The following is a 17,902-nucleotide window of genomic DNA, read 5'->3' as shown; positions in this document are numbered from 1 at the left end:
GCCCTGGGCCGCGGCCGGCAACGCCAGCGCTGCCAGCTGGCCGGCGCAGGCCAGCCACAGGGCAAGGGATCGGATGTGCATCATGCGGGGCAGTCTAGTCGTAGTTGCCAAAGCGGCTGGGCGCTACCGAGCGCTCGCGCAGGTATTGGTAGCGGGGGATATTTTCCTTCAGCGTCTGCAAGGCGTTGGAGCCGACCCGGGTGAAGCCCACGAACTCGAGCTGGAACAGGATCCGCTTGGTCGACTGGTTCACGCCCGACTGCAGGCGCTCCACCACCACCCGCCCCAGCCAGCAGCCGGCGTCGTACTCCAGGCCCACCAGGCCTTCGACCAGCCGGCGATCGCGCAGGCTCAGGTTCAGCCGCCCGACGCTGTACCAGCGGCCCTCGCCCTCGCCCATGCCGGCGCCCATGGGGGTTCCCTTGTCGCCCCACAGGTCGTTCAGCGGCCACTGCCAGCCCACGTCCAGCTGTTCGCTGAAGCCGCGCTGCAGGCGGTAGGCCGCGCTCACCACCCGGTAATTGCCGGGCGAGTAGCGAGCCCCGACGGTGGAGCGGATCGACTGGCCGGTCTTGGGGTTGTACTGCAGCGTGGTGTCCAGGCCCCATTGCGGCACCAGGTTGACCGAAGCGCCGAACAGCACGTCCGACAGCCGCTCGCTCACGCGCGGCTCGCCGGGCAAGGTGACGCGCTGGTCGCTAAAGCGCAGGCGCTGGGCCACGCCGAAACGGGCCGCCTCGGCGCCGGTGTCGGGGTCCAGAAGGCGGGTGGTGGCGCCCAGCGTCAACAGGTTGTTGTCGGCGATGCGGTCGTTGCCGCCGAACTGGTTCTCGGTGTAGACAGTGGCGAAGTTGAAGTCGTTCAGCCCCGAGTCGTACAGCGGGATCCGGTCCTGCGCACGGTACGGCGTGAAGGTGTAGAAGGCGCGCGGCTCCAGCGTCTGGGTGAAGGCACGGCCGAAGTAGCTGGCATTGCGCTCGAACACCAGCCCGCTGTCCAGGCTGACGGTCGGCACGATGCGGTCGGCGCTGCGGTCGCCGGACACCGGATGGGCACGGTCGAACGCGTAGTGGCTGGCGTGCAGCTGCGCCTTCGGCACCACGAACCAGCCCGGCTCGCGCCAGGGCCGGCTGACCTGGGCCAGGGTGTAGGTGCGGTCGGCGTTCGGCGGGTCATTGGCCGCGGCCACGCCGACCAGCTGCTCGGAACGGCGAAACCGGCTGTAGTCGACATCGACGCGGGTCTCCAGGCCGCCCGGCAGCTTCGGCTTGGCCCAGCTGGCGAACAGCTGCGGCGCGCGGTCGAAGGGCGGCACGATGGGCGCGGCCGGATCCTGCAGGATCTGCCACTTCTGCACCCTGGCCATCAGCGAGACGTCGCCGGCGGCCCAGTTCAGGATGCCGTCGCCGGCCAGCAGGCGCTGGGTGAGAGACGAGCTGTTGCGCGAGAAATCGCGCCAGTAGTTGTCGTCGCTGACGCGGTTGACGTTCAGGTTGAGGGTGGCCGGGCCGAGGCCGGGCAGCCGCAGCAGACCCTGCTCGTGCTCGACCGAATAGCCCCAGCGGGTGCGGCCCCGCAGCCGGTCGTTGGGCAACACGTTGCCGCGCAGCATGCCCTGGTAGTTCGGCTCCATGTAGCGGAACTCGCCACCCAGGTCGATGCCCCGTTTGGACATCAGCGTGGGATACAGGGTTGCGTCGCGGTTGGGCGCGATGTTCCAGTAGTACGGCAGCGTGGTTTCGAAGCCGCTGACGCTGTCCAGGCCGATGGTCGGCGGCAGCAGGCCGGACTTGCGCTTGTCGCTGAGCGGAAAGCTCATCGACGGCACCGGCAGGATCGGCGCTCCGAAAAAGCTCAGCACCGCGCCCTCGGCCTGGCCCGTCTCTTCCTCCTGGTCGAGGCGGATGGTGGAGGCGCGCAGGATCCAGTCGGGCATCCAGCTGGGCCCCGGCCGCCGCTTGCAGGTGGTGTAGGTGGCGTTGCGGATGATCGAGCGCTTTTCGTCCAGGAAGTCGATCCGCTCGGCTTCGCCGTAGGCCTCGTTGCGCAGGAAGCGGTAGCGCGGCTCGTTGAAAAAGCCCTGGAAGGCGTCGACCTTCAGCTCCAGCAGCGGCCCCTCGAAGACGTTGCCACTCTTGTTGATGCGCACGTTGCCGGCCGCCCGCGCCAGGTCGTTCGGCGTGTTGTATTCCAGCCGGTCGGCCCGGATGATGGTGTCGCCGCGGCGCAGCTCGGCGCCGCCTTCGACCACGGTGTTCAGGTCGGTCTGGCCGCTGATGCGGTCGCCCTCGACGAAGGTCGGCAGCTGGCCGCGCGAGTCCGGCGGGATGTCGTCGCGCAGCTGGGGCGAGGCGCGCAGGCGCGGCGACGGGTCCAGCGGCTGCGCCGCCACGGGCTGCAGCAGCGACGCCACGACCAGCGCCACCGGGCTCAGGGCAAAGCGGGCAATGGCCCTCGTTCTCAGGTGATGCATCGTCGGGATGGGCGCACGGCCTCGAGCCGCCATGGTGGATTTGTAGAATCGATTATCCATGAGCGATTCCGCGTCCCCACCAGTTGCCGTCACTTGGACGGACCCCCGGCGTGAAGCCGCCTTCCAGCAATGGCTCGCCCGGCTCGCCCCGGCCCACCGCCTGCGGCAGCAAACGCTGCGTCCGGCTTCGGCCGACGCCAGCTTTCGGCGCTACCTGCGGCTGGACGGCGCCGACCGCAGCTTCATCGTCATGGACGCCCCGCCGCAGCAGGAAGACTGCGCCCCGTTCGTCAAGGTGGCTGCCTTGATGGCGGATGCCGGGCTGCTGGTGCCGCGGGTGCTCGACTGGGACGCGCCGCAGGGCTTCATGCTGCTGGACGACCTGGGCGCGCAGACCATGATCGAGGTCGTGGACGCGCAGCAGCCGCAGGCCAATCTGGGCCTGTACCTGCGCGCCGTCGACGCCCTGGTCGCCTGGCAGCTGGCCTCGCGGCCCGGGGTGCTGCCAGCGTATGACGCGCCGCTGCTGGCGCGCGAGCTGGCGCTGTTTCCCGACTGGTACCTCCAGCAGCACCGCGGCGTCGAATTGAGCGAAACGCAAGCCGCCACCTTGCAGTCGCAGTTCCAGCTGATCATCCAGCGCAACCTGGCGGCGCCCAGCGTCTACGTGCACCGCGACTTCATGCCACGCAACCTGATGATTTCGCACGACCCGGCCGAGCCGCGGCTGGGCGTGCTGGACTTCCAGGACGCCGTGTACGGCCCGATCACTTACGACATCGCCTGCCTGATGCGCGATGCCTTCCTGAGCTGGGACGAGGAGTTCGTGCTGGACGTTACCGTCCGTTACTGGAAGCAGGCGACCAAGGCCGGGCTGCCGGTGGACAGCGACTTCGGCGAGTTCTACCGCGGCGTCGAGTGGATGGGCCTGCAGCGGCACCTGAAGGTGGCCGGCATCTTCGCCCGCCTGACCTTGCGTGACGCCAAGCCCAAATATTTGGCCGATGCGCCGCGCTTTCTGGCCTACATCCGCGCCACCAGCCATCGCTACCGCGAACTGACGCCCCTGGCCCGGCTGGTCGACGAGCTCGAAGGCAGCGAGGCCGTCAGCGGCTACGCCTTCGGCCGGCTGTGACCCGCGGCAAGCCTTTGCCGCGCCTGCACTGCCCCGAACCGCTGCAGCCCGGGCTGGAGCTGGCGCTGCCGCCCGGGCCGGCGCGCCACGTGCAGGTGCTGCGGCTGCAGCCGGGCGACGCGTTGCGGCTGTTCGACGGCCGCGGCGGCGAATACCAGGCCGTGGTCACCCATATGGGCCGCAGCGAGGTCCGGGTGGCAGTGCAGGAGTACCACGCCGTCGAGAACGAGCCGGCGCTGGCGGTGCACCTGGCGGTCGGCATGCCGGCCAACGAGCGCATGGACTGGCTGGTGGAGAAAGCCACCGAGCTGGGCGCCGCCTCGATCCAGCCGCTGGTGGCCGAGCGCAGCGTCTTGCGTCTCGCCGCCGACCGGGCGGCCAGGAAGCAGGCGCACTGGCAAGGCATCGCGATCGCCGCCTGCGAGCAAAGCGGCCGCAATCGGGTGCCGGTGGTGCATCCGGTGCTGCCGCTGGCGGCCTGGCTGGCGGCGCAGGCGCAGCCCGGGCTGGTGCTGTCGCTGCGTGCCGGCACCCGGCCGGTGGCGGGCCTCACGCCGCTCGCCGGGCTGACGCTGCTGAGCGGACCGGAAGGCGGGCTGTCGCCGGCGGAAGAAGACGCCGCCATCGCCCGCGGCTGGCAACCGGCCCACCTGGGGCCGCGCGTGCTGCGCGCCGAGACGGCGCCGCTGGCGGCGCTGGCGCTGCTCACGCTGGGGGCGTCTGCGTGATGGCCTGACCTGCGGCGGCAAGGTAGACTGTATTCTCAGCGGAGGCACGCCAATGCAGTTCACTCTCGAATGCGAGCTCGAAGACGATGGCCGGTGGTTGGCCGAGGTCGCCGACTTGCCCGACGCCCTGGCCTATGGGGGCTCGGCCAGCGAGGCCATGGCCAAGGCACAGGCATTGGCACTTCGTGCCCTGGCCGAACGCCTGCAGCAGGGTGAAGCGCGGCCCATCGCCATCAGCATGTCCATTCCGGCCGACGCATGAGCCAGTGGCCCTCGGCAAAAGCCAGGGCGGTTCTCGCAGCCCTTTACAGGTTGGGGTGGCATCTGAAGCGCCAGTCGGGCTCTGGCAAGACCCTCGCGCGCAGCCTGGCCGGACTTCGTCTTCGCCTTTCACGACGGCGAGGAAATCGGGCCGCGCATGCTCACCCCGGTTTCGAAGCACACCGGCTTGAAGCCGCAGGATTTGTGAGCCGGTCCGCCCTCGAAATATCCGCATGAACAACCGCAACCTGTGGCTCCTGGCCGTGCTGCAGGGCCTCTACCTCACCAACAACGTCACCTTCATCGCCATCAACGGCCTGGTCGGCCTGGCGCTGGCGCCGTATGGCTGGATGGCGACGCTGCCGGTGATGGGCTACGTGGTCGGCGGTGCGCTGTTCACCGCCCCGGTGGCCTACACCCAAGCGCGGCTGGGGCGGCAACGCTCGTTCCAGCTCGGGCTGGTGGTGGCAGTGCTGGCGGCGCTGCTGTGCGCCTACGCGGTATCGACGAAGAATTTCTGGTTGCTGTGCGGCGCCACCGTGCTGGCCGGCTACTACGCCGCCAACGCCGGCCTGTACCGCTTCGCCTCGGCCGAACTGGCGCCGCCGGCCGACCGCGAGAAGGCGGTGTCGCTGGTGATGGCGGCCGGGCTGCTGGGCGCGGTGGTCGGCCCCAACCTGGCGGCGCAGACCCGCACCCTGGCGGCGGCGCCGTTCGCCGGCGCCTACCTGGCGCTGGCGGTGGTGGCCTTGCTGGCGCTGGCGCTGCTGACCTTCATCCGCTTTCCGCCGGTGGCACCGAAGTCGGCGACGGCGGTGTCACGATCCGTCGGCGAGCTGCTGCGGCAACCGGTGTTCCTGGTGGCGGCGCTGGCCGGCGGCCTGGGCTACGGCGTGATGAACCTGCTGATGGCCGCCACCCCGCTGGCGATGCAGCAATGCGGCCTGCCGTTCTCCGACGTCGCCCTCGTGCTGCAGTGGCACGTGATCGGCATGTTCGCGCCGGGCTTTTTCACCGGCCACCTGATCAAGCGCCTGGGCTCGCTGCCGGTGATGGGCGTGGGCGTGCTGCTCAACGCGATCTGCATCGCCATCGCCTTGTCCGGCGTCGCCCTGCACCAGTTCGTGGCCGCGCTGCTGGTGCTGGGCGTGGGCTGGAACTTCCTGTTCACCGCCAGCACCACGCTGGCGCTGACCGCCTATGCGCCGGAAGAGCGCGACCGGGCCCAGGCCGTGCTGAACTTCTTCGTGTTCGCCGTGATGGCGTTCACCTCGCTGGCCTCGGGCGTGCTGGTGACCACCCAGGGCTGGAGTTGGCTGAACCTGGGCTCGCTGGTCCCGGTGGCGGCGGTGGGTGGCGGGCTGGCCTGGCTGGCGCTCAAAACCGCGCGTCCAGCCACTGCCTGAGGCGCTCGAACACCGGCGCGGCCCGGGCCGCGTCCTCGTTCAGGATCTCGTGGTACAGGCCGTCCAGGCAGTGCGCGCTGACCACCGATGGCGGCGCCGCCGCCGCGAAGGCGCGGCTGCCGGCCGGGTCCACCAACCGGTCGGCGCCGGCATACAGCAGCAGCGTGGGAACGCTCCAGACCGCGGCCTGCCGCACCACGTGCGGGCCTTCGTCGGCGATGAAGCGCCCCAGCCGGCCGCTGATGCGGTCATGCACCCGCGGATCGGCGCGGTAGGCGGCGACCACGGCCGGATCGTGCGACAGGAAGTTGGCGTCCAGGCCGTTGCCCACGGCGAGGTTCGGGGCGATGGCCGGCACCACCGCCAGCAGCAGCTTCTGCACCGGGCTCAGGTGGGTGGCCAGGGCCGGCGACGACAGCACCAGGGCGTCGACCTGCACCCGCCCGCGCGCCACGGCGCTGGCCGCCACCAGGCCGCCCAGGCTGTGGCCGAACAGCACCAGCGGCAGGGCGGGGCCGATCCGGCGCCGGGACCACTCCACCAGGTCCGCCAGGTCGTCCACCAGCCGGCTGGGATGCGACAGCGCGCCGCGCCCGCCGTCCGAGTCGCCATGGCCGTAGTGGTCGTAGCCGCGCACGGCGAAGCCCCAGTCGTTCAGGCGCCGGGCGACCCTGTCGTAGCGGCCAACATGCTCGCCCAGCCCATGCACCAGGAGCACCTTGGCGCGCGGCGGCTGGTCGTCCGGCAAGGCCCAGTCCTGCATGGCCAGGTTGTCGCCGGAACTGGCGGTGTAGGTGGAAACGGCGGATTCGGCAGGGATATCGCTCATCGGGCGGGATGATGGCGGTGCAATGCGGGCTGTCAATGCCTGGACGGGGCACGTCCGCCCGCGGGGGTCGCCGGCGCGACGTACGGCCGCATCAAGGCATCTGCGCCATCACCTCGGCCACCGCCGCCGTCAGCCGCTTGGCGTAGGGCACGTGCAGGAATTCGTTGGGGCCGTGCGCATTGCTGCGCGGGCCGAGCACGCCGCAGACCATCATCTGCGCCTTGGGAAAGCCCTGGCTGAGCATGTTCATCAACGGAATGGTGCCGCCCTGGCCGATGTAGCCGACCGGGGCGCCGAAGTGCGCCTGCGAGGCGGCGTTCAAGGCCTGCTCGAACCAGGGCGCGATGGTCGGCGCGTTCCAGCCCGAAGCGCCGCCGTTCGATTCGAAGGTGACCACGGCCTGGTAAGGAGCGTTGTCTTCCAGCAGCGCCTTCATCTCCTGCACCGCGGCGGCCGCGTCGACCAGCGGCGGCAGCCGCAGCGACAGCTTGAAGGCCGTGTACGGCCGCAGCACGTTGCCGGCGTCCTGCATCGACGGCAAGCCCTCGGCGCCGGTGACCGACAGCGTCGGCGTCCAGGTGCGGTTGACCAGCGCCTGCACCGGGTCGGTGGTGGTCGGCAGGGCGAACGCCGTGGAGCCGCCGCAGTCGGCGTGGGCCCAGGGGAAGCGCTTGTAGACCTCTTCGCCCAGGATGGCCGCCGTGGCCCTGGCCTGCGCCAGCCGCTCGGGCGGGATCTCGCAATGGAAGCTGGCCGGCAGCAGGCGCCCGGTCTTGCTGTCTTCCAGCCGGTCCAGCACCTGGCGCATGATGCGAAAGCTCGACGGCACCAGGCCGGAAGCGTCGCCCGAGTGCACGCCCTCGGTCAGGATCTGCACCTTGAGCGTGCCGCTGGCCATGCCGCGCAGCGACGACGTCAGCCACAGCTGGTCGTAGTTGCCGGCGCCCGAGTCCAGGCAGATCACCAGCGCCACCTCGCCCAGGCGCTCGCGCAGCGCATCGACATAGGGCAGCAGGTCGTAGGAGCCCGATTCCTCGCAAGTCTCGATCAGGCCGACGATGCGCGGGTGCGGCTTGCCCTGGGCCTTGAGCGCCTGGACGGCGGCGATGCTGGCATAGACCGCATAGCCGTCGTCGGCGCCGCCCCGGCCGTACAGCCTGCCGTCTTCGTACTTCGGCGTCCAGGGGCCGAGGTCGGAGCGCCAGCCGTTGAACTCCGGCTGCTTGTCCAGGTGGCCGTACATCAGCACCGTCTGGGTGCTGCCAGCCCGGGTCGCGGGGATCTCGAAGAACAGCACCGGGGTGCGGCCCGGCAGCCGCACGATCTCCAGCTGCAGCCCGGCGACCTGCTGCCCCTCCACCCAGGCTGCGGCGTTGCGCAGCACCGTTTCCAGGTAGCCGTGCCGCGCCCAGTCGGGGTCGAAGCCGGGCGACTTGGCCGGGATCGCGATGTAGTCGGTCAACTGACGCACGATGTCGCCGTCCCACTGCTGCGTCACCCGCTCCAGCACGGCGGCGCTGTCGAGGATGGTGGAGGGGATTTCGCGGTGCAAAGGTGCGTTCATTGGGGGACGGCCGGTGGACTTCGGACCCTGCACTCTACGCGCCGGCGCCACGCTCGGCTAGGATGCGCCAGGCATTCTCCACTTCCCATGGTCAAGTTCCTCGTCCTGGCCTTGTTCGACGGCGACCACCCAGAGCCGGCGCTGCGCTGCTGCGCTTCGCTGCTGGCGCTCTGCAACAGCGGCCAGATGGACCTTCGCATCGGCTTGAACGAAGCCTCGGCGCGCACCCGCACCGTCGGCGACATCAGCCTGGGCGCGCTGCTGCACCGCGGCTGCACGACCGTCGCATGACGCAACGCATCCGCGCCGGGGTCGGCGGCTGGACCTTCGCGCCCTGGCGCGACAACTTCTATCCGGCCGGCCTGCCGCACGCCCGCGAGCTGCACCACGCCAGCCGGCAACTGAGCGCCATCGAGGTCAACGGCACCTTCTACAGCACCTTCAAGCCAGCCACCTTCGCCAAGTGGCGCGACGAGACGCCCGACGGGTTCGTGTTCGCGCTCAAGGCGCACCGCTTCACCACCCATCGGCGCGAGCTGGCCGGCGCCGGCGAGGGCGTGCAGCGCTTCATCGCCAGCGGCCTGGCGGAACTGGGCGACAAACTGGGGCCGATCCTGTGGCAGCTGATGCCGACCACGCAGTTTCGCCCGGCCGACCTGGACGCCTTCCTCGCCCTGCTGCCGCGCGAGCTGGCCGGCCGGCCGCTGCGCCACGTGCTCGACGCGCGCCACGCCAGCTTCGCCTGCGAGCAGTACCTGGACTTGCTGCAGCGCCATGGCTGCACCACGGTCTACACCGACGCGCCGCAGTTCCCGGCGCTTGCGCACGCCCGCAGCCCGCTGGCCTACCTGCGCCTGATGCGCAGCCAGGCGGACTGCGCCACCGGCTACCCGCCCGAGCAGCTGCAAGCCTGGGCGCGGGGGGCGCGCGACTGGGTTGCCCTGGGCGAGAAGAACGAAGCGTTCGTGTTCTTCATCAACGGCGCCAAGGAGCGGGCGCCGGCGGCGGCGCGCGCTTTCCTGCAGCTGCTGCAGGCTGCTGCGCAAGCCACTCCACGGCGCCTTGGGAAACATCCTCGAGCCGAACCACCAGAGCAGCCGAGCCCGGCTCCGCACAGGTGAACGCCAGCTGCACGGCGTCGCCATGGACCACCTCCCCGAGCGCGGCCCCAGCCAGCTGCAGCTCGCGCCGCACCGCTCCCTCCAGCGCGTAGGGCACCCGCAGCGCGAAGGCGAGCTGGCGTTGCAGCGGCAGCTTTTGCGCCTGCAGCAAAGCCTGCGCGACGGCGTCGGTGTAGGCGCGCACCAGCCCGCCCGCGCCCAGCTTGACGCCGCCGAAGTAGCGCACCACCGTGGCCAGCACGCCTTCGAGGTCGTGGTGCCGCAGCACTTCCAGCATCGGCCGTCCGGCCGTGCCGCCCGGCTCGCCGTCGTCGTTGGCCGCGGACTGGCCGCCGGCGAGCAAGGCCCAGCAGACGTGGGCTGCGCCAGGGTGCTCCGCGCGCAGGCCGGCGACCACAGTGAGCGCTTCAGCCCGCCCGGCCACGGTCTGCACGCAGCCGATGAACCGGCTCTTGCGGATGTGCAGTTCGCTGTGGACCGGCTGCGCCAGGGTGAGGGCCATGGCGCGAGCCTAGCGCAGAGCCGCCAATCGCACAGGCGCGCGGGCTGCAGTCCGACAGGTGCGTAGTCCGTGCCAGGCACACACTCGAGGTTGGCACGGCTCTTCCTTGCACGACATGTTCGACCTCTCGCTTCCCTGGTGGGAATTCATCCTGCGCGGCACCATCGTGTACCTGGTGCTGCTGGTCATGGTGCGGATCACCGGCAAGCGAACCGTCGGCCAGTTCACGCCATTCGACCTGATCGTGGTCATGCTGCTGTCGGAGGCGGTCAGCAACTCCCTGAACGGCGGCGACGAATCGGTGCAGGGCGGCCTGATCGCCGCCGCCACGCTGGTGGCGCTGGACGTCGTGATCGCCTTCGCCAGCGCCCGCAGCAAGAAAATCGATGCGGTGGTGCAAGGCTCGCCCGTGCTGGTCGGCCGCGACGGCGTGATCTACAAGGACGTGCTCAAGCGCGAGCGGGTGCCGTTCAGCGACGTGGAGGAGGCGCTGCGCGGCAGCGACTGCGCGGTGGAGGACATGCGCATGGCCGTGCTGGAGGCGGACGGCAACATCAGCATCCTCAAAAAGTAAGGGCGCGGCGGCGGCGCAGCCAGCCCAGCCCAGCCGAGGTGCCACCCGGCTCCGCGCCGCGCGCCGGCCGGTATTCGCAGCCAACCCAGCCGTCCCAGCCGCAGGCCGCCGACACTTCGTCGATCACGTCGAACAGATGCTCGTGGTTCAGCTCGCCGAGGTCGGGCTCGTGCCGCATCGGCACGCCGGCGATCTGAAAGTGGCCGACCCGGCCGGTGGGCAGGTACTGGCGGATCTTCATGGCCAGGTCGCCTTCGACCACCTGGCAGTGGTACAGGTCCATCTGCACCTGCACATTGGGCTCGCCGATCTCGGCCAGCAGCTCGTGCGCGTGGTCTTGCCGGTTCAGGAAAAAGCGCGGGATGTCGCGCGTGTTGATCGGCTCCACCAGCAGCCTGACGCCTTGCGGCGCCGCCTGCCGCGCCGCCCAGCGCAGGTTGGTCACGTAGGTGGAGCGCAGGTCCGCCCGCTCGCGCTCCGGCGGCACCAGCCCCGCCATCACGTGGATGCGCGGGCACGCCAGCGCCTGGGCGTAGCGCAGCGCATCGAGGATGCCGGCGCGAAACTCCGCCTCGCGCCCCGGCAGGCAGGCCAGGCCGCGGTCGCCGGCCTCCCAGTCACCCGGCGGCGCATTGAACAGCACCTGTCGCAGGCCGTTGGCGCGCAGCCGCGCGGCCAGCTGCGCCGCGGCATGCTCATAGGGGAACAGGTATTCGACGCCTTCGAAACCATCCGCGGCGGCGGCGGCGAAGCGCTCCAGGAAGCCGTGCTCCGGATAGAGCATCGACAGGTTGGCGGCAAAGCGCGGCATGCCGGTCAGCGCACGGCCAGCTTGACCGCCTGCGGATTCTCGGCGATGTAGCTGCGCACCACGGAATCGAAGTCGGCATCGGCCTGCAGGCCCAGCCCGCGCGCGCGCTCCCACTGGATCTGGCCCGGCCAGCTGCGCACCAGCCGCTCGACGGCCGGGTCCGGCGTCCAGTCGATCAGCGCCGCCGCTTCGGGCCCGGCCACGCGTTCCAGCGCTTGCGCCATCTCGCCCACCGTGGTGGTCAGCGACGGCAGGTTGAGCGCGCTCAGCGGGCCCCACTGCGCGTCGCTCGCCTCGGCGGCGCGGACAATGCCCGCGATGGTGCTGCTGGGAGAGGCCAGCGCGACCACGGTGGCCGGCGGCACCGGCACCTGCGCCCGCACGCCGGCCAGCGGCTCGCGGATCATGCCGCTGAAGAAGCCGGAGGCGGCGCCGTTCGGGCGGCCCGGCCGCACGCTCACGGTCATCGGCCGCACGCTGCGGCCGGCCACGAAGCCTTTGCGTGTGAAGTCGGCCACCAGCTGCTCGCCGATGAACTTCTGGATGCCGTAGCTGCCTTGCGGCGTCGGCAGGCTGTCGTCGCGCATCACGCCCATGGCCGGCTGGCCCGGCTGCTGGCCGAACACCGCCAGCGAGCTCGCGTAGACGAACACCGGCTGCGTGCCCAGGGCCCGGCCGGCCTCCAGCAGCGCGCGGGTGGTGTCCAGGTTGCTGCGCATGCCCAGGTCGAAGTCGGTCTCGCATTCGCCGCTGACGGCCGCTGCCAAATGGAACACGACGTCGGTGCCGGCGGCGGGCAGGTCGCGCCGCTGCACCAGCTCCAGCAAGTCGCCTTGCACCGCCTGCACGCGCGGGTCGCCCAGCAGGTCGGCGGGGGCTTCGCCGCGGTCGGCCAGCACGATGCGCCCGATGGTGCGGGCGCTGGCGCCACGCAGGGACAGGCGGCCGGCCGCCAGCAGGACGCGCGCCAGGCGGGCGCCGAGAAAGCCGGCGCCGCCAGTGATCAGGATGTTCATGGCGGCAGGATAACGCGCCCGCCGCGCGCTGGCATCAGGCGATGCCAGCCAGCCGCAGCAGCATGCCGGCCAGCGCGCAGCCGGCGATCACCGTGATCACGCCCAACCGCCAGCGAAACAGCGCGGCGGCGGCGACGGCGGCGAGCGCCAGCGACACCATGTCGACCGGAAAGCCAGGCGTCGGCGTCGCGGTGGCGATGTGGGCCAGGAAGAACAGCGCCAGGGTCGCGATGACGCCGACCACGGCGGCGGTGATCGCCGTCAGCGGCGCGGTGAAGCGCAGGTTGCCGTGGGTGGACTCCACCAGCGGCCCGCCGGCCAGGATGAACAGGAACGACGGCAGGAAGGTGAACCAGGTGACCACGGTGGCGGCCAGCGCCCCGCCCAGGAACAGCATGTCAGGCCCCAGCACCGCGCGGGCCCAGCCGCCGACGAAGCCGACGAAAGCCACCACCATGATCAGCGGCCCGGGCGTGGTTTCGCCCAGCGCCAGGCCGTCGATCATCTGGCCGCCGGTGAGCCATTGGTGGTGCTCGACCGCGCCCTGGTAGACGTAGGGCAGCACGGCGTAGGCGCCGCCGAAGGTGAGCAGCGCCGCCTTGCTGAAGAACCAGCCCATCTGCGTGAGCGTGCCGTCCCAGCCGTGCGCCGCGACCAGCAGCGCCATTGGCAGCAGCCAGAGCAGGGCGCCGACGCCAGCCACCAGCGCCAGCCGGGCCGGGCTGAACAGGGCATGGCGCGGCGTCGGCGTGTCGTCGGCGATCAGCCAGCTGCCGCTTGTCGCGGCCGCCGCGCCGGCGTGTGCGCCGCCCATCGCGAACTGCCCCGGCACGAAGCGGCCGCCGGCCACGCCCACCAGAGCCGCGGCCAGCACCACCCACGGAAACGGCACCTTCAGCCAGGCAATGGCAACGAAGCTGGCGATGGTGATCATCCACAGCAGCGGCACCTGGGCCGGGCGCCGAAGCGTGCGGCCGCCGATGCGCCAGACCGCGTGCAGCACGAGCGCCGCCACCGCCGGCTTGATGCCGTAGAACAGGCCCGCCACCCAGGCGAGCTGGCCAAAGGCGAGGTAGACCCAGCTGAGCACCACCAGGATCAGCAGCGACGGCAACACGAACAGCGCGCCGGCCGCGATGCCGCCCCAGGTGCGGTGCATCAGCCAGCCGATGTAGGTGGCCAGCTGCTGCGCCTCCGGGCCCGGCAGCAGCATGCAGTAGTTCAGGGCGTGTAGGAAGCGGCGCTCGGAGATCCAGCGCTTTTGCTCCACCAGCTCGCGATGCATGATCGCGATCTGGCCGGCCGGGCCGCCGAAGCTGATGAAGCCGAGCTTGAGCCAGAACTTCAGCGCCTCGCCAAACGAAACGCCGCTCATGGCGCGGCTTTCGGCATCGCGTGCGCCGACCAGCGGTGCGATTCGCCGCGGCCGTTCCGGCACCAGGCGTAGCGCGCGTCGTACAGCGGCATTGCGGCCGCCAGCATCGCGTGGTCGTGGTCGTGGTCGTCGTCGGCGTGCCGGCGCGACAGCCCCAGCGAGATGGCCAGCAGGCCGGCCGCCTGCGGTGCGATCGCCAGCCGGTCGGTGTCGGCGCCGCGCACGCTGGTCGCCAGCGTGTCCAGCCCCGGCGCGTCCCGCCCGAATTCGGCCAGCAGCGTGTCGAAGCTGCTGCGCTCCCAGGCATGCGAGATCGGCACGCCCTCGATGTCGAACGGCACGGGCTGCAGCGCTGCCGCCTGCGTGATCACTTGGTGCCCCGGCACGTAGCAAAACAGTGCCCGGGGGGCGAGGAAGTGGCGCAGCAGCCAGGGGCAGGCGAGGCGGTCGATCTTGGGCCGGGCCCGGGTGATCCACGGCGAAGGCGCACCACCGGCAACGCCCGGGTCGGCGCGCTTGCGCATGCGCGGCAACGGCGCGGCGCGCCAGGCGTGGAGGTCGGCCTGCGGATCGACGCCCTGTTCACCGCCACCGATGCCGCCGCGCAGGAGGCGGGCGCTCCAGCCGGCAGCGCACGGCGCGCGGGTGACGTCCTGGCTGGCTTCATGGCCGTAGGCACAGTAGACGACGCTGGCGGGAAGTTCGCTTGCGGCCAGGGCGGCAACTTCCTCGGGCGCGCACCAGCGGGCGCCGGGCAGCAAACGCCCGCTCGCGGCGAACCGTTCGCGGCGCCGCACGTCGAGCAGCAAGGGCGCATCGGGGCGTCCCAGCAAGGAAGCGAGTGCGCAAGGAAAAATGCAAGGCGAGACGGTGTCCACGGATCTGCTCCAGCAAGGTGGGCAGCGCTTGGACGGGACACCGTCTTTCCGGCGAGGCACGGGAGGCTGTCATCCCGTTGCGGGGATATTAGCTCACCCACGCTCGAACTTGAAGACCGCCGTGCCGGCCGTGACGTTGGGCAGCAGGCGCCGCTCCCGGCCGTCCTGCAGGCCGAAGGCATCCAGGATGTTCAGGCGATTGCGGGTGGCCAGCACCTCGAAGTCCTTGAAGGTGCCAACGCGGATGTTGGGCGTGTCGTACCACTGGTAGGGCAGCCGCTTGGTCACCGGCATGCGCCCGCGCAAGATCGCCAGCCGGTTCGGCCAGTGGGCGAAGTTGGGAAAGGCGACGACCCCCAGCTTGCCCACGCGCGCGGTCTCGCGCAGCATGGTCTCGGCATTGCGCAAGTGCTGCAGCGTGTCGATCTGCAGCACCACGTCGAACGAGGCGTCGTCGAACATCGAGAGGCCGGCATCCAGGTTCAGCTGGATCACGTTGACGCCGCGCTTGACGCAGGCCAGCACGTTGTCGTCGGCGATCTCGACGCCGTAGCCGCTGCAGCCGCGCTCGCGTTGCAGGTGATCCAGCAGCGCGCCGTCGCCGCAGCCCAGGTCCAGTACGCGCGAGCCTGGCGGCACCAGGCGGGCGATCGACTGCAATGTCGCGCGATCGGTCACAGCACGGCTCCGCTGGGCAGTTCGCGCACAGCGGCCGGCGCTTGCGCCGCGATGCGGTCGAAATAGGAGCGCACCAGCCCCAGGTAGCGCGGGTCTTCCAGCAGGAAGGCGTCGTGGCCGTGCGGCGCGTCGATCTCGGCGTAGCTGACGTCGCGACCGTTGTCCAGCAAGGCCTTGACGATCTCGCCGCTGCGCTTGGGCGAAAAGCGCCAGTCGGTGCTGAAGCTCACCAGCAGGAACCTGGCTTGCGCCACCGCCAGCGCGCGGGCCAGGTTGCCGCCGGTGCGCCGCGCCGGGTCGAAGTAGTCGAGGGCGCGCGTGATCAAAAGGTATGTGTTGGCGTCGAAGTACTCGCTGAACTTGTCGCCCTGGTAGCGCAGGTAGCTTTCGATCTGGAACTCGATGTCCTGCGTCGTGTAGCGCAAGTCCAGCCCCTGGCGCAGCTGGCGGCCGAACTTCTCGTTCATCACGTCGTCCGACAGGTAGGTGATGTGGCCGATCATGCGGGCGATGCGCAGGCCGCGCTTGGGCACCACGCCGTGCTGGTAGAAGTGGCCGCTGTGGAAGTCGGGGTCGGTGACGATGGCGCGGCGCGCCACCTCGTTGAAGGCGATGTTCTCGGCGTTGAGGTTGGGCGCGCTGGCCACCACCACCGCATGCCGCACCCGCTGCGGGTACTGCAGCGTCCACGACAGCGCCTGCATGCCGCCCAGGCTGCCGCCCATCACCGCCGCCAGCTGGGCGATGCCCAGGCCGTCGAGCAGGCGGGCCTGGGCGTCGACCCAGTCTTCCACCGTCACCACCGGAAAGTCGGCGCCGTACACGCGGCCGGTGTCCGGGTTGACGTGCATCGGGCCGGTGGAGCCAAAGCATGAGCCCAGGTTGTTGACGCCGATGACGAAGAAGCGGTCGGTGTCGACCGGCTTGCCGGGCCCGATCATCGTGTCCCACCAGCCTTCGGAGCGGTCCTGCCCGGCATAGACGCCGGCCACGTGATGCGAGGCGTTGAGCGCGTGGCAGATCAGCACCGCGTTGCTGCGGTCGGCGTTGAGGCTGCCATAGGTTTCGTAAGCCAGCTGGTAGTCGCGCAGCGACGCGCCGCTCTGCAGCGCCAGCGGGGCGTCGAACTGCATGGAACTGGACGTGGCGATCAGTGGCATGGCTACAAAAAAAACCCGGCCTCGCTAGAGCGCGGCCGGGTCGTGGACGGTCTTTAGCGGCATTTATTGAGCGCCCGCAAGCGAGGCAAATCGGCGCTGGGGAAAGTATAGCCGTGGCCGGCGCGCCGGCTGCCATGCACGCAAGCGGCTCGGTCACTGCGTTGTTTTGCTGCGCCGGCCCGAACCGGCCGCCATCGCACCACGCAAGGCATCACTCCCCGAAAGACATCCCATGGAAGCACTCAAACAGCGTTCGGACGTCCTGTTCATCCGTCGCGGCGCCATCCTCGTTGGCCATGCACTCGGGTCGCCTTCCTCGAACTCGGCACCGTGCGCAAGAAGAACCAGGCCGTGCGCTGGCCGAAATCCTGGTCGACTTCGCGGTCTCCACCGCTGGCGTACTTCTTCGCCGGCTATGCCGTCGCCTGTGGAGTGACGTTCATGGTGGGTGCCGACCAGCCGGCGGCGCGCAGCGGCTACGAGCTGGTCAAGTTCTTCTTTTTTTTTCAGCTTCGCCGCGGCGATCCCGGCCATCATCTCCGGCTGCGTCGCCGACGGGGCCCGGGTCGGCCGCAGCTGCTGGCCACCGCCGTCATCGGCTGGAAGATCGACGTGCTGGGCGTGTGGCCGCTGCACAGCCTGTGCGCCGTGTGGGGCGGCACCGCCGGCGGTGTTTTCGGCACCAGGGCCCAGGCTGGCCTCGGCGGGTCGATTGGTCGGCCCAGCTGATCGGCAGCCTGAGGGACGCGGGCTGGCCTTGCTCAGCGCTTTGCCCGCTACGGCGGGTCCAAGCTGGCGATGGGTTTGCGGCCCAGCGCCGGGAACGAACACCACGGCGCGGACCGGTCCATCCACCGCATCGGATCGACGCCGGAACGCGAAGTGAGCGGGTAAAACACACACAAGCCGAAAATTGGCGCATAATGCACGCCGTGGACGGCCAAGCCGTCTGCATGGTTTGCGGTGTTGTGTCGGTCTCGCGTGGTTTGTTATTGCGTCTTGCGGACTCCATCGCTTTGTGCGTTTTCTCTAGGAGTCCCATTCATGGGCAACAAACTTTACGTGGGCAACCTGCCCTACTCGTACCGCGACAGCGACATGGAACAAGCGTTCAGCCAATACGGCACCGTGACTTCCGCAAAGGTCATGATGGAGCGCGACACCGGCCGTTCGAAGGGCTTCGGCTTCGTCGAAATGTCCAGCCCGGCCGAGGCGCAAGCCGCGATCGAAGGCATGAACGGCCAGCAAATCGGTGGTCGTGGCCTGGTGGTCAACGAAGCCCGTCCGATGGAAGCCCGTCCCCCGCGTAGCGGTGGCGGCGGCTTCGGCGGCGGCGGCGCCGGCGGTGGTGGCGGCGGCTACGGTGGTGGCGGCAGCGGCGGCGGCGGTGG

17 protein-coding genes and 2 pseudogenes are annotated in these 17,902 nt (G+C 70.3%); 9 read left to right on the top strand and 10 right to left on the bottom strand.

The window, feature by feature from the left end; genetic code table 11:
- Positions 1-94: 94 nt before the first annotated feature.
- Positions 95-2,473: an LPS-assembly protein LptD gene (locus tag JWP65_RS03500; RefSeq protein WP_299760386.1), complete on the bottom strand. Its 2,379-nt coding sequence runs from the start codon at positions 2,471-2,473 to the stop codon at positions 95-97.
- Positions 2,474-2,531: 58 nt separating this feature from the next.
- On the opposite strand from JWP65_RS03500, the gene JWP65_RS03495 reads away from it, so the two are divergent.
- The 4 genes from JWP65_RS03495 to JWP65_RS03480 all read left to right on the top strand — a co-directional run bounded on the left by JWP65_RS03495 (position 2,532) and on the right by JWP65_RS03480 (position 6,003).
- Complete coding sequence (locus JWP65_RS03495; protein ID WP_299760382.1) at positions 2,532-3,608, top strand: phosphotransferase; 1,077 nt, start codon at positions 2,532-2,534, stop codon at positions 3,606-3,608.
- 14 nt (positions 3,609-3,622) lie between these two features.
- Positions 3,623-4,336, top strand: coding sequence for a 16S rRNA (uracil(1498)-N(3))-methyltransferase (locus JWP65_RS03490; protein ID WP_299760384.1), 714 nt, complete (start codon positions 3,623-3,625; stop codon positions 4,334-4,336).
- A gap of 52 nt (positions 4,337-4,388) precedes the next feature.
- Positions 4,389-4,598: a hypothetical protein gene (locus tag JWP65_RS03485; RefSeq protein WP_299760380.1), complete on the top strand. Its 210-nt coding sequence runs from the start codon at positions 4,389-4,391 to the stop codon at positions 4,596-4,598.
- Positions 4,599-4,830: 232 nt separating this feature from the next.
- A complete protein-coding gene (locus tag JWP65_RS03480; protein ID WP_299760378.1) occupies positions 4,831-6,003 on the top strand; it encodes an MFS transporter in 1,173 nt (390 codons plus the stop codon).
- Here JWP65_RS03480 and JWP65_RS03475 read toward each other — a convergent pair.
- Both JWP65_RS03475 and JWP65_RS03470 read right to left on the bottom strand, forming a co-directional pair.
- Complete coding sequence (locus JWP65_RS03475; protein ID WP_299760377.1) at positions 5,975-6,832, bottom strand: alpha/beta hydrolase; 858 nt, start codon at positions 6,830-6,832, stop codon at positions 5,975-5,977. The two genes, JWP65_RS03480 and JWP65_RS03475, sit on opposite strands and share 29 nt — an antisense overlap.
- A gap of 91 nt (positions 6,833-6,923) precedes the next feature.
- The gene (locus JWP65_RS03470) at positions 6,924-8,396 is read right to left on the bottom strand and encodes a M20 family metallopeptidase (RefSeq protein ID WP_299760375.1); all 1,473 of its coding nucleotides are present in this window, start codon (positions 8,394-8,396) and stop codon (positions 6,924-6,926) included.
- A gap of 87 nt (positions 8,397-8,483) precedes the next feature.
- Here JWP65_RS03470 and JWP65_RS03465 point away from each other — a divergent pair, with 87 nt between their 5' ends.
- Positions 8,484-8,687, top strand: coding sequence for a hypothetical protein (locus JWP65_RS03465; protein ID WP_299760373.1), 204 nt, complete (start codon positions 8,484-8,486; stop codon positions 8,685-8,687).
- Positions 8,684-9,427, top strand: a pseudogene (locus tag JWP65_RS03460) (DUF72 domain-containing protein); the annotation flags it as partial. The gene JWP65_RS03465 and the pseudogene JWP65_RS03460, both read left to right, overlap by 4 nt.
- Here the strand turns inward: JWP65_RS03460 and JWP65_RS03455 are convergent.
- Entirely contained in the window at positions 9,372-10,019 is a 648-nt protein-coding gene (locus tag JWP65_RS03455; protein WP_299760371.1) for a YigZ family protein, read from the bottom strand. The pseudogene JWP65_RS03460 and the gene JWP65_RS03455 overlap by 56 nt on opposite strands.
- Positions 10,020-10,134: 115 nt before the next feature.
- Here JWP65_RS03455 and JWP65_RS03450 point away from each other — a divergent pair, with 115 nt between their 5' ends.
- A complete protein-coding gene (locus tag JWP65_RS03450) occupies positions 10,135-10,593 on the top strand; it encodes a DUF421 domain-containing protein (RefSeq protein ID WP_299760369.1) in 459 nt (152 codons plus the stop codon).
- On the opposite strand, the gene otnI is transcribed toward JWP65_RS03450, so the two are convergent.
- The 6 genes from otnI to JWP65_RS03420 all read right to left on the bottom strand — a co-directional run bounded on the left by otnI (position 10,583) and on the right by JWP65_RS03420 (position 16,511).
- Positions 10,583-11,404, bottom strand: coding sequence for a 2-oxo-tetronate isomerase (gene otnI / locus JWP65_RS03445; RefSeq protein ID WP_299760367.1), 822 nt, complete (start codon positions 11,402-11,404; stop codon positions 10,583-10,585). The genes JWP65_RS03450 and otnI overlap by 11 nt on opposite strands.
- A 5-nt stretch (positions 11,405-11,409) precedes the next feature.
- The gene (gene denD / locus JWP65_RS03440) at positions 11,410-12,420 is read right to left on the bottom strand and encodes a D-erythronate dehydrogenase (protein WP_299760365.1); all 1,011 of its coding nucleotides are present in this window, start codon (positions 12,418-12,420) and stop codon (positions 11,410-11,412) included.
- Positions 12,421-12,454: 34 nt separating this feature from the next.
- A complete protein-coding gene (gene chrA, locus JWP65_RS03435) occupies positions 12,455-13,795 on the bottom strand; it encodes a chromate efflux transporter (protein WP_299760363.1) in 1,341 nt (446 codons plus the stop codon).
- Complete coding sequence (locus JWP65_RS03430) at positions 13,792-14,628, bottom strand: chromate resistance protein ChrB domain-containing protein (RefSeq protein ID WP_299760361.1); 837 nt, start codon at positions 14,626-14,628, stop codon at positions 13,792-13,794. The genes chrA and JWP65_RS03430 overlap by 4 nt, the downstream gene beginning before the upstream one ends.
- Before the next feature lie 138 nt (positions 14,629-14,766).
- A complete protein-coding gene (gene metW, locus JWP65_RS03425) occupies positions 14,767-15,351 on the bottom strand; it encodes a methionine biosynthesis protein MetW (protein ID WP_299760359.1) in 585 nt (194 codons plus the stop codon).
- On the bottom strand, positions 15,348-16,511 hold the full coding sequence (locus JWP65_RS03420; protein ID WP_299760357.1) for a homoserine O-acetyltransferase: 1,164 nt from the start codon (positions 16,509-16,511) through the stop codon (positions 15,348-15,350). The genes metW and JWP65_RS03420 overlap by 4 nt, the downstream gene beginning before the upstream one ends.
- A 232-nt stretch (positions 16,512-16,743) precedes the next feature.
- Here JWP65_RS03420 and JWP65_RS03415 point away from each other — a divergent pair.
- Both JWP65_RS03415 and JWP65_RS03410 read left to right on the top strand, forming a co-directional pair.
- Positions 16,744-17,405 (top strand): annotated as a pseudogene (locus tag JWP65_RS03415) (hypothetical protein).
- 150 nt (positions 17,406-17,555) lie between these two features.
- Positions 17,556-17,902: RNA-binding protein (locus tag JWP65_RS03410; protein ID WP_299760355.1), on the top strand; the 347-nt coding region annotated here is incomplete at its 3' end.

Source organism: Ramlibacter sp. (genome assembly GCF_028292805.1).
Taxonomy (GTDB): Bacteria; Pseudomonadota; Gammaproteobacteria; order Burkholderiales; family Burkholderiaceae_C; genus Ramlibacter.
This window is presented reverse-complemented; position numbering and strand designations above follow the sequence as displayed.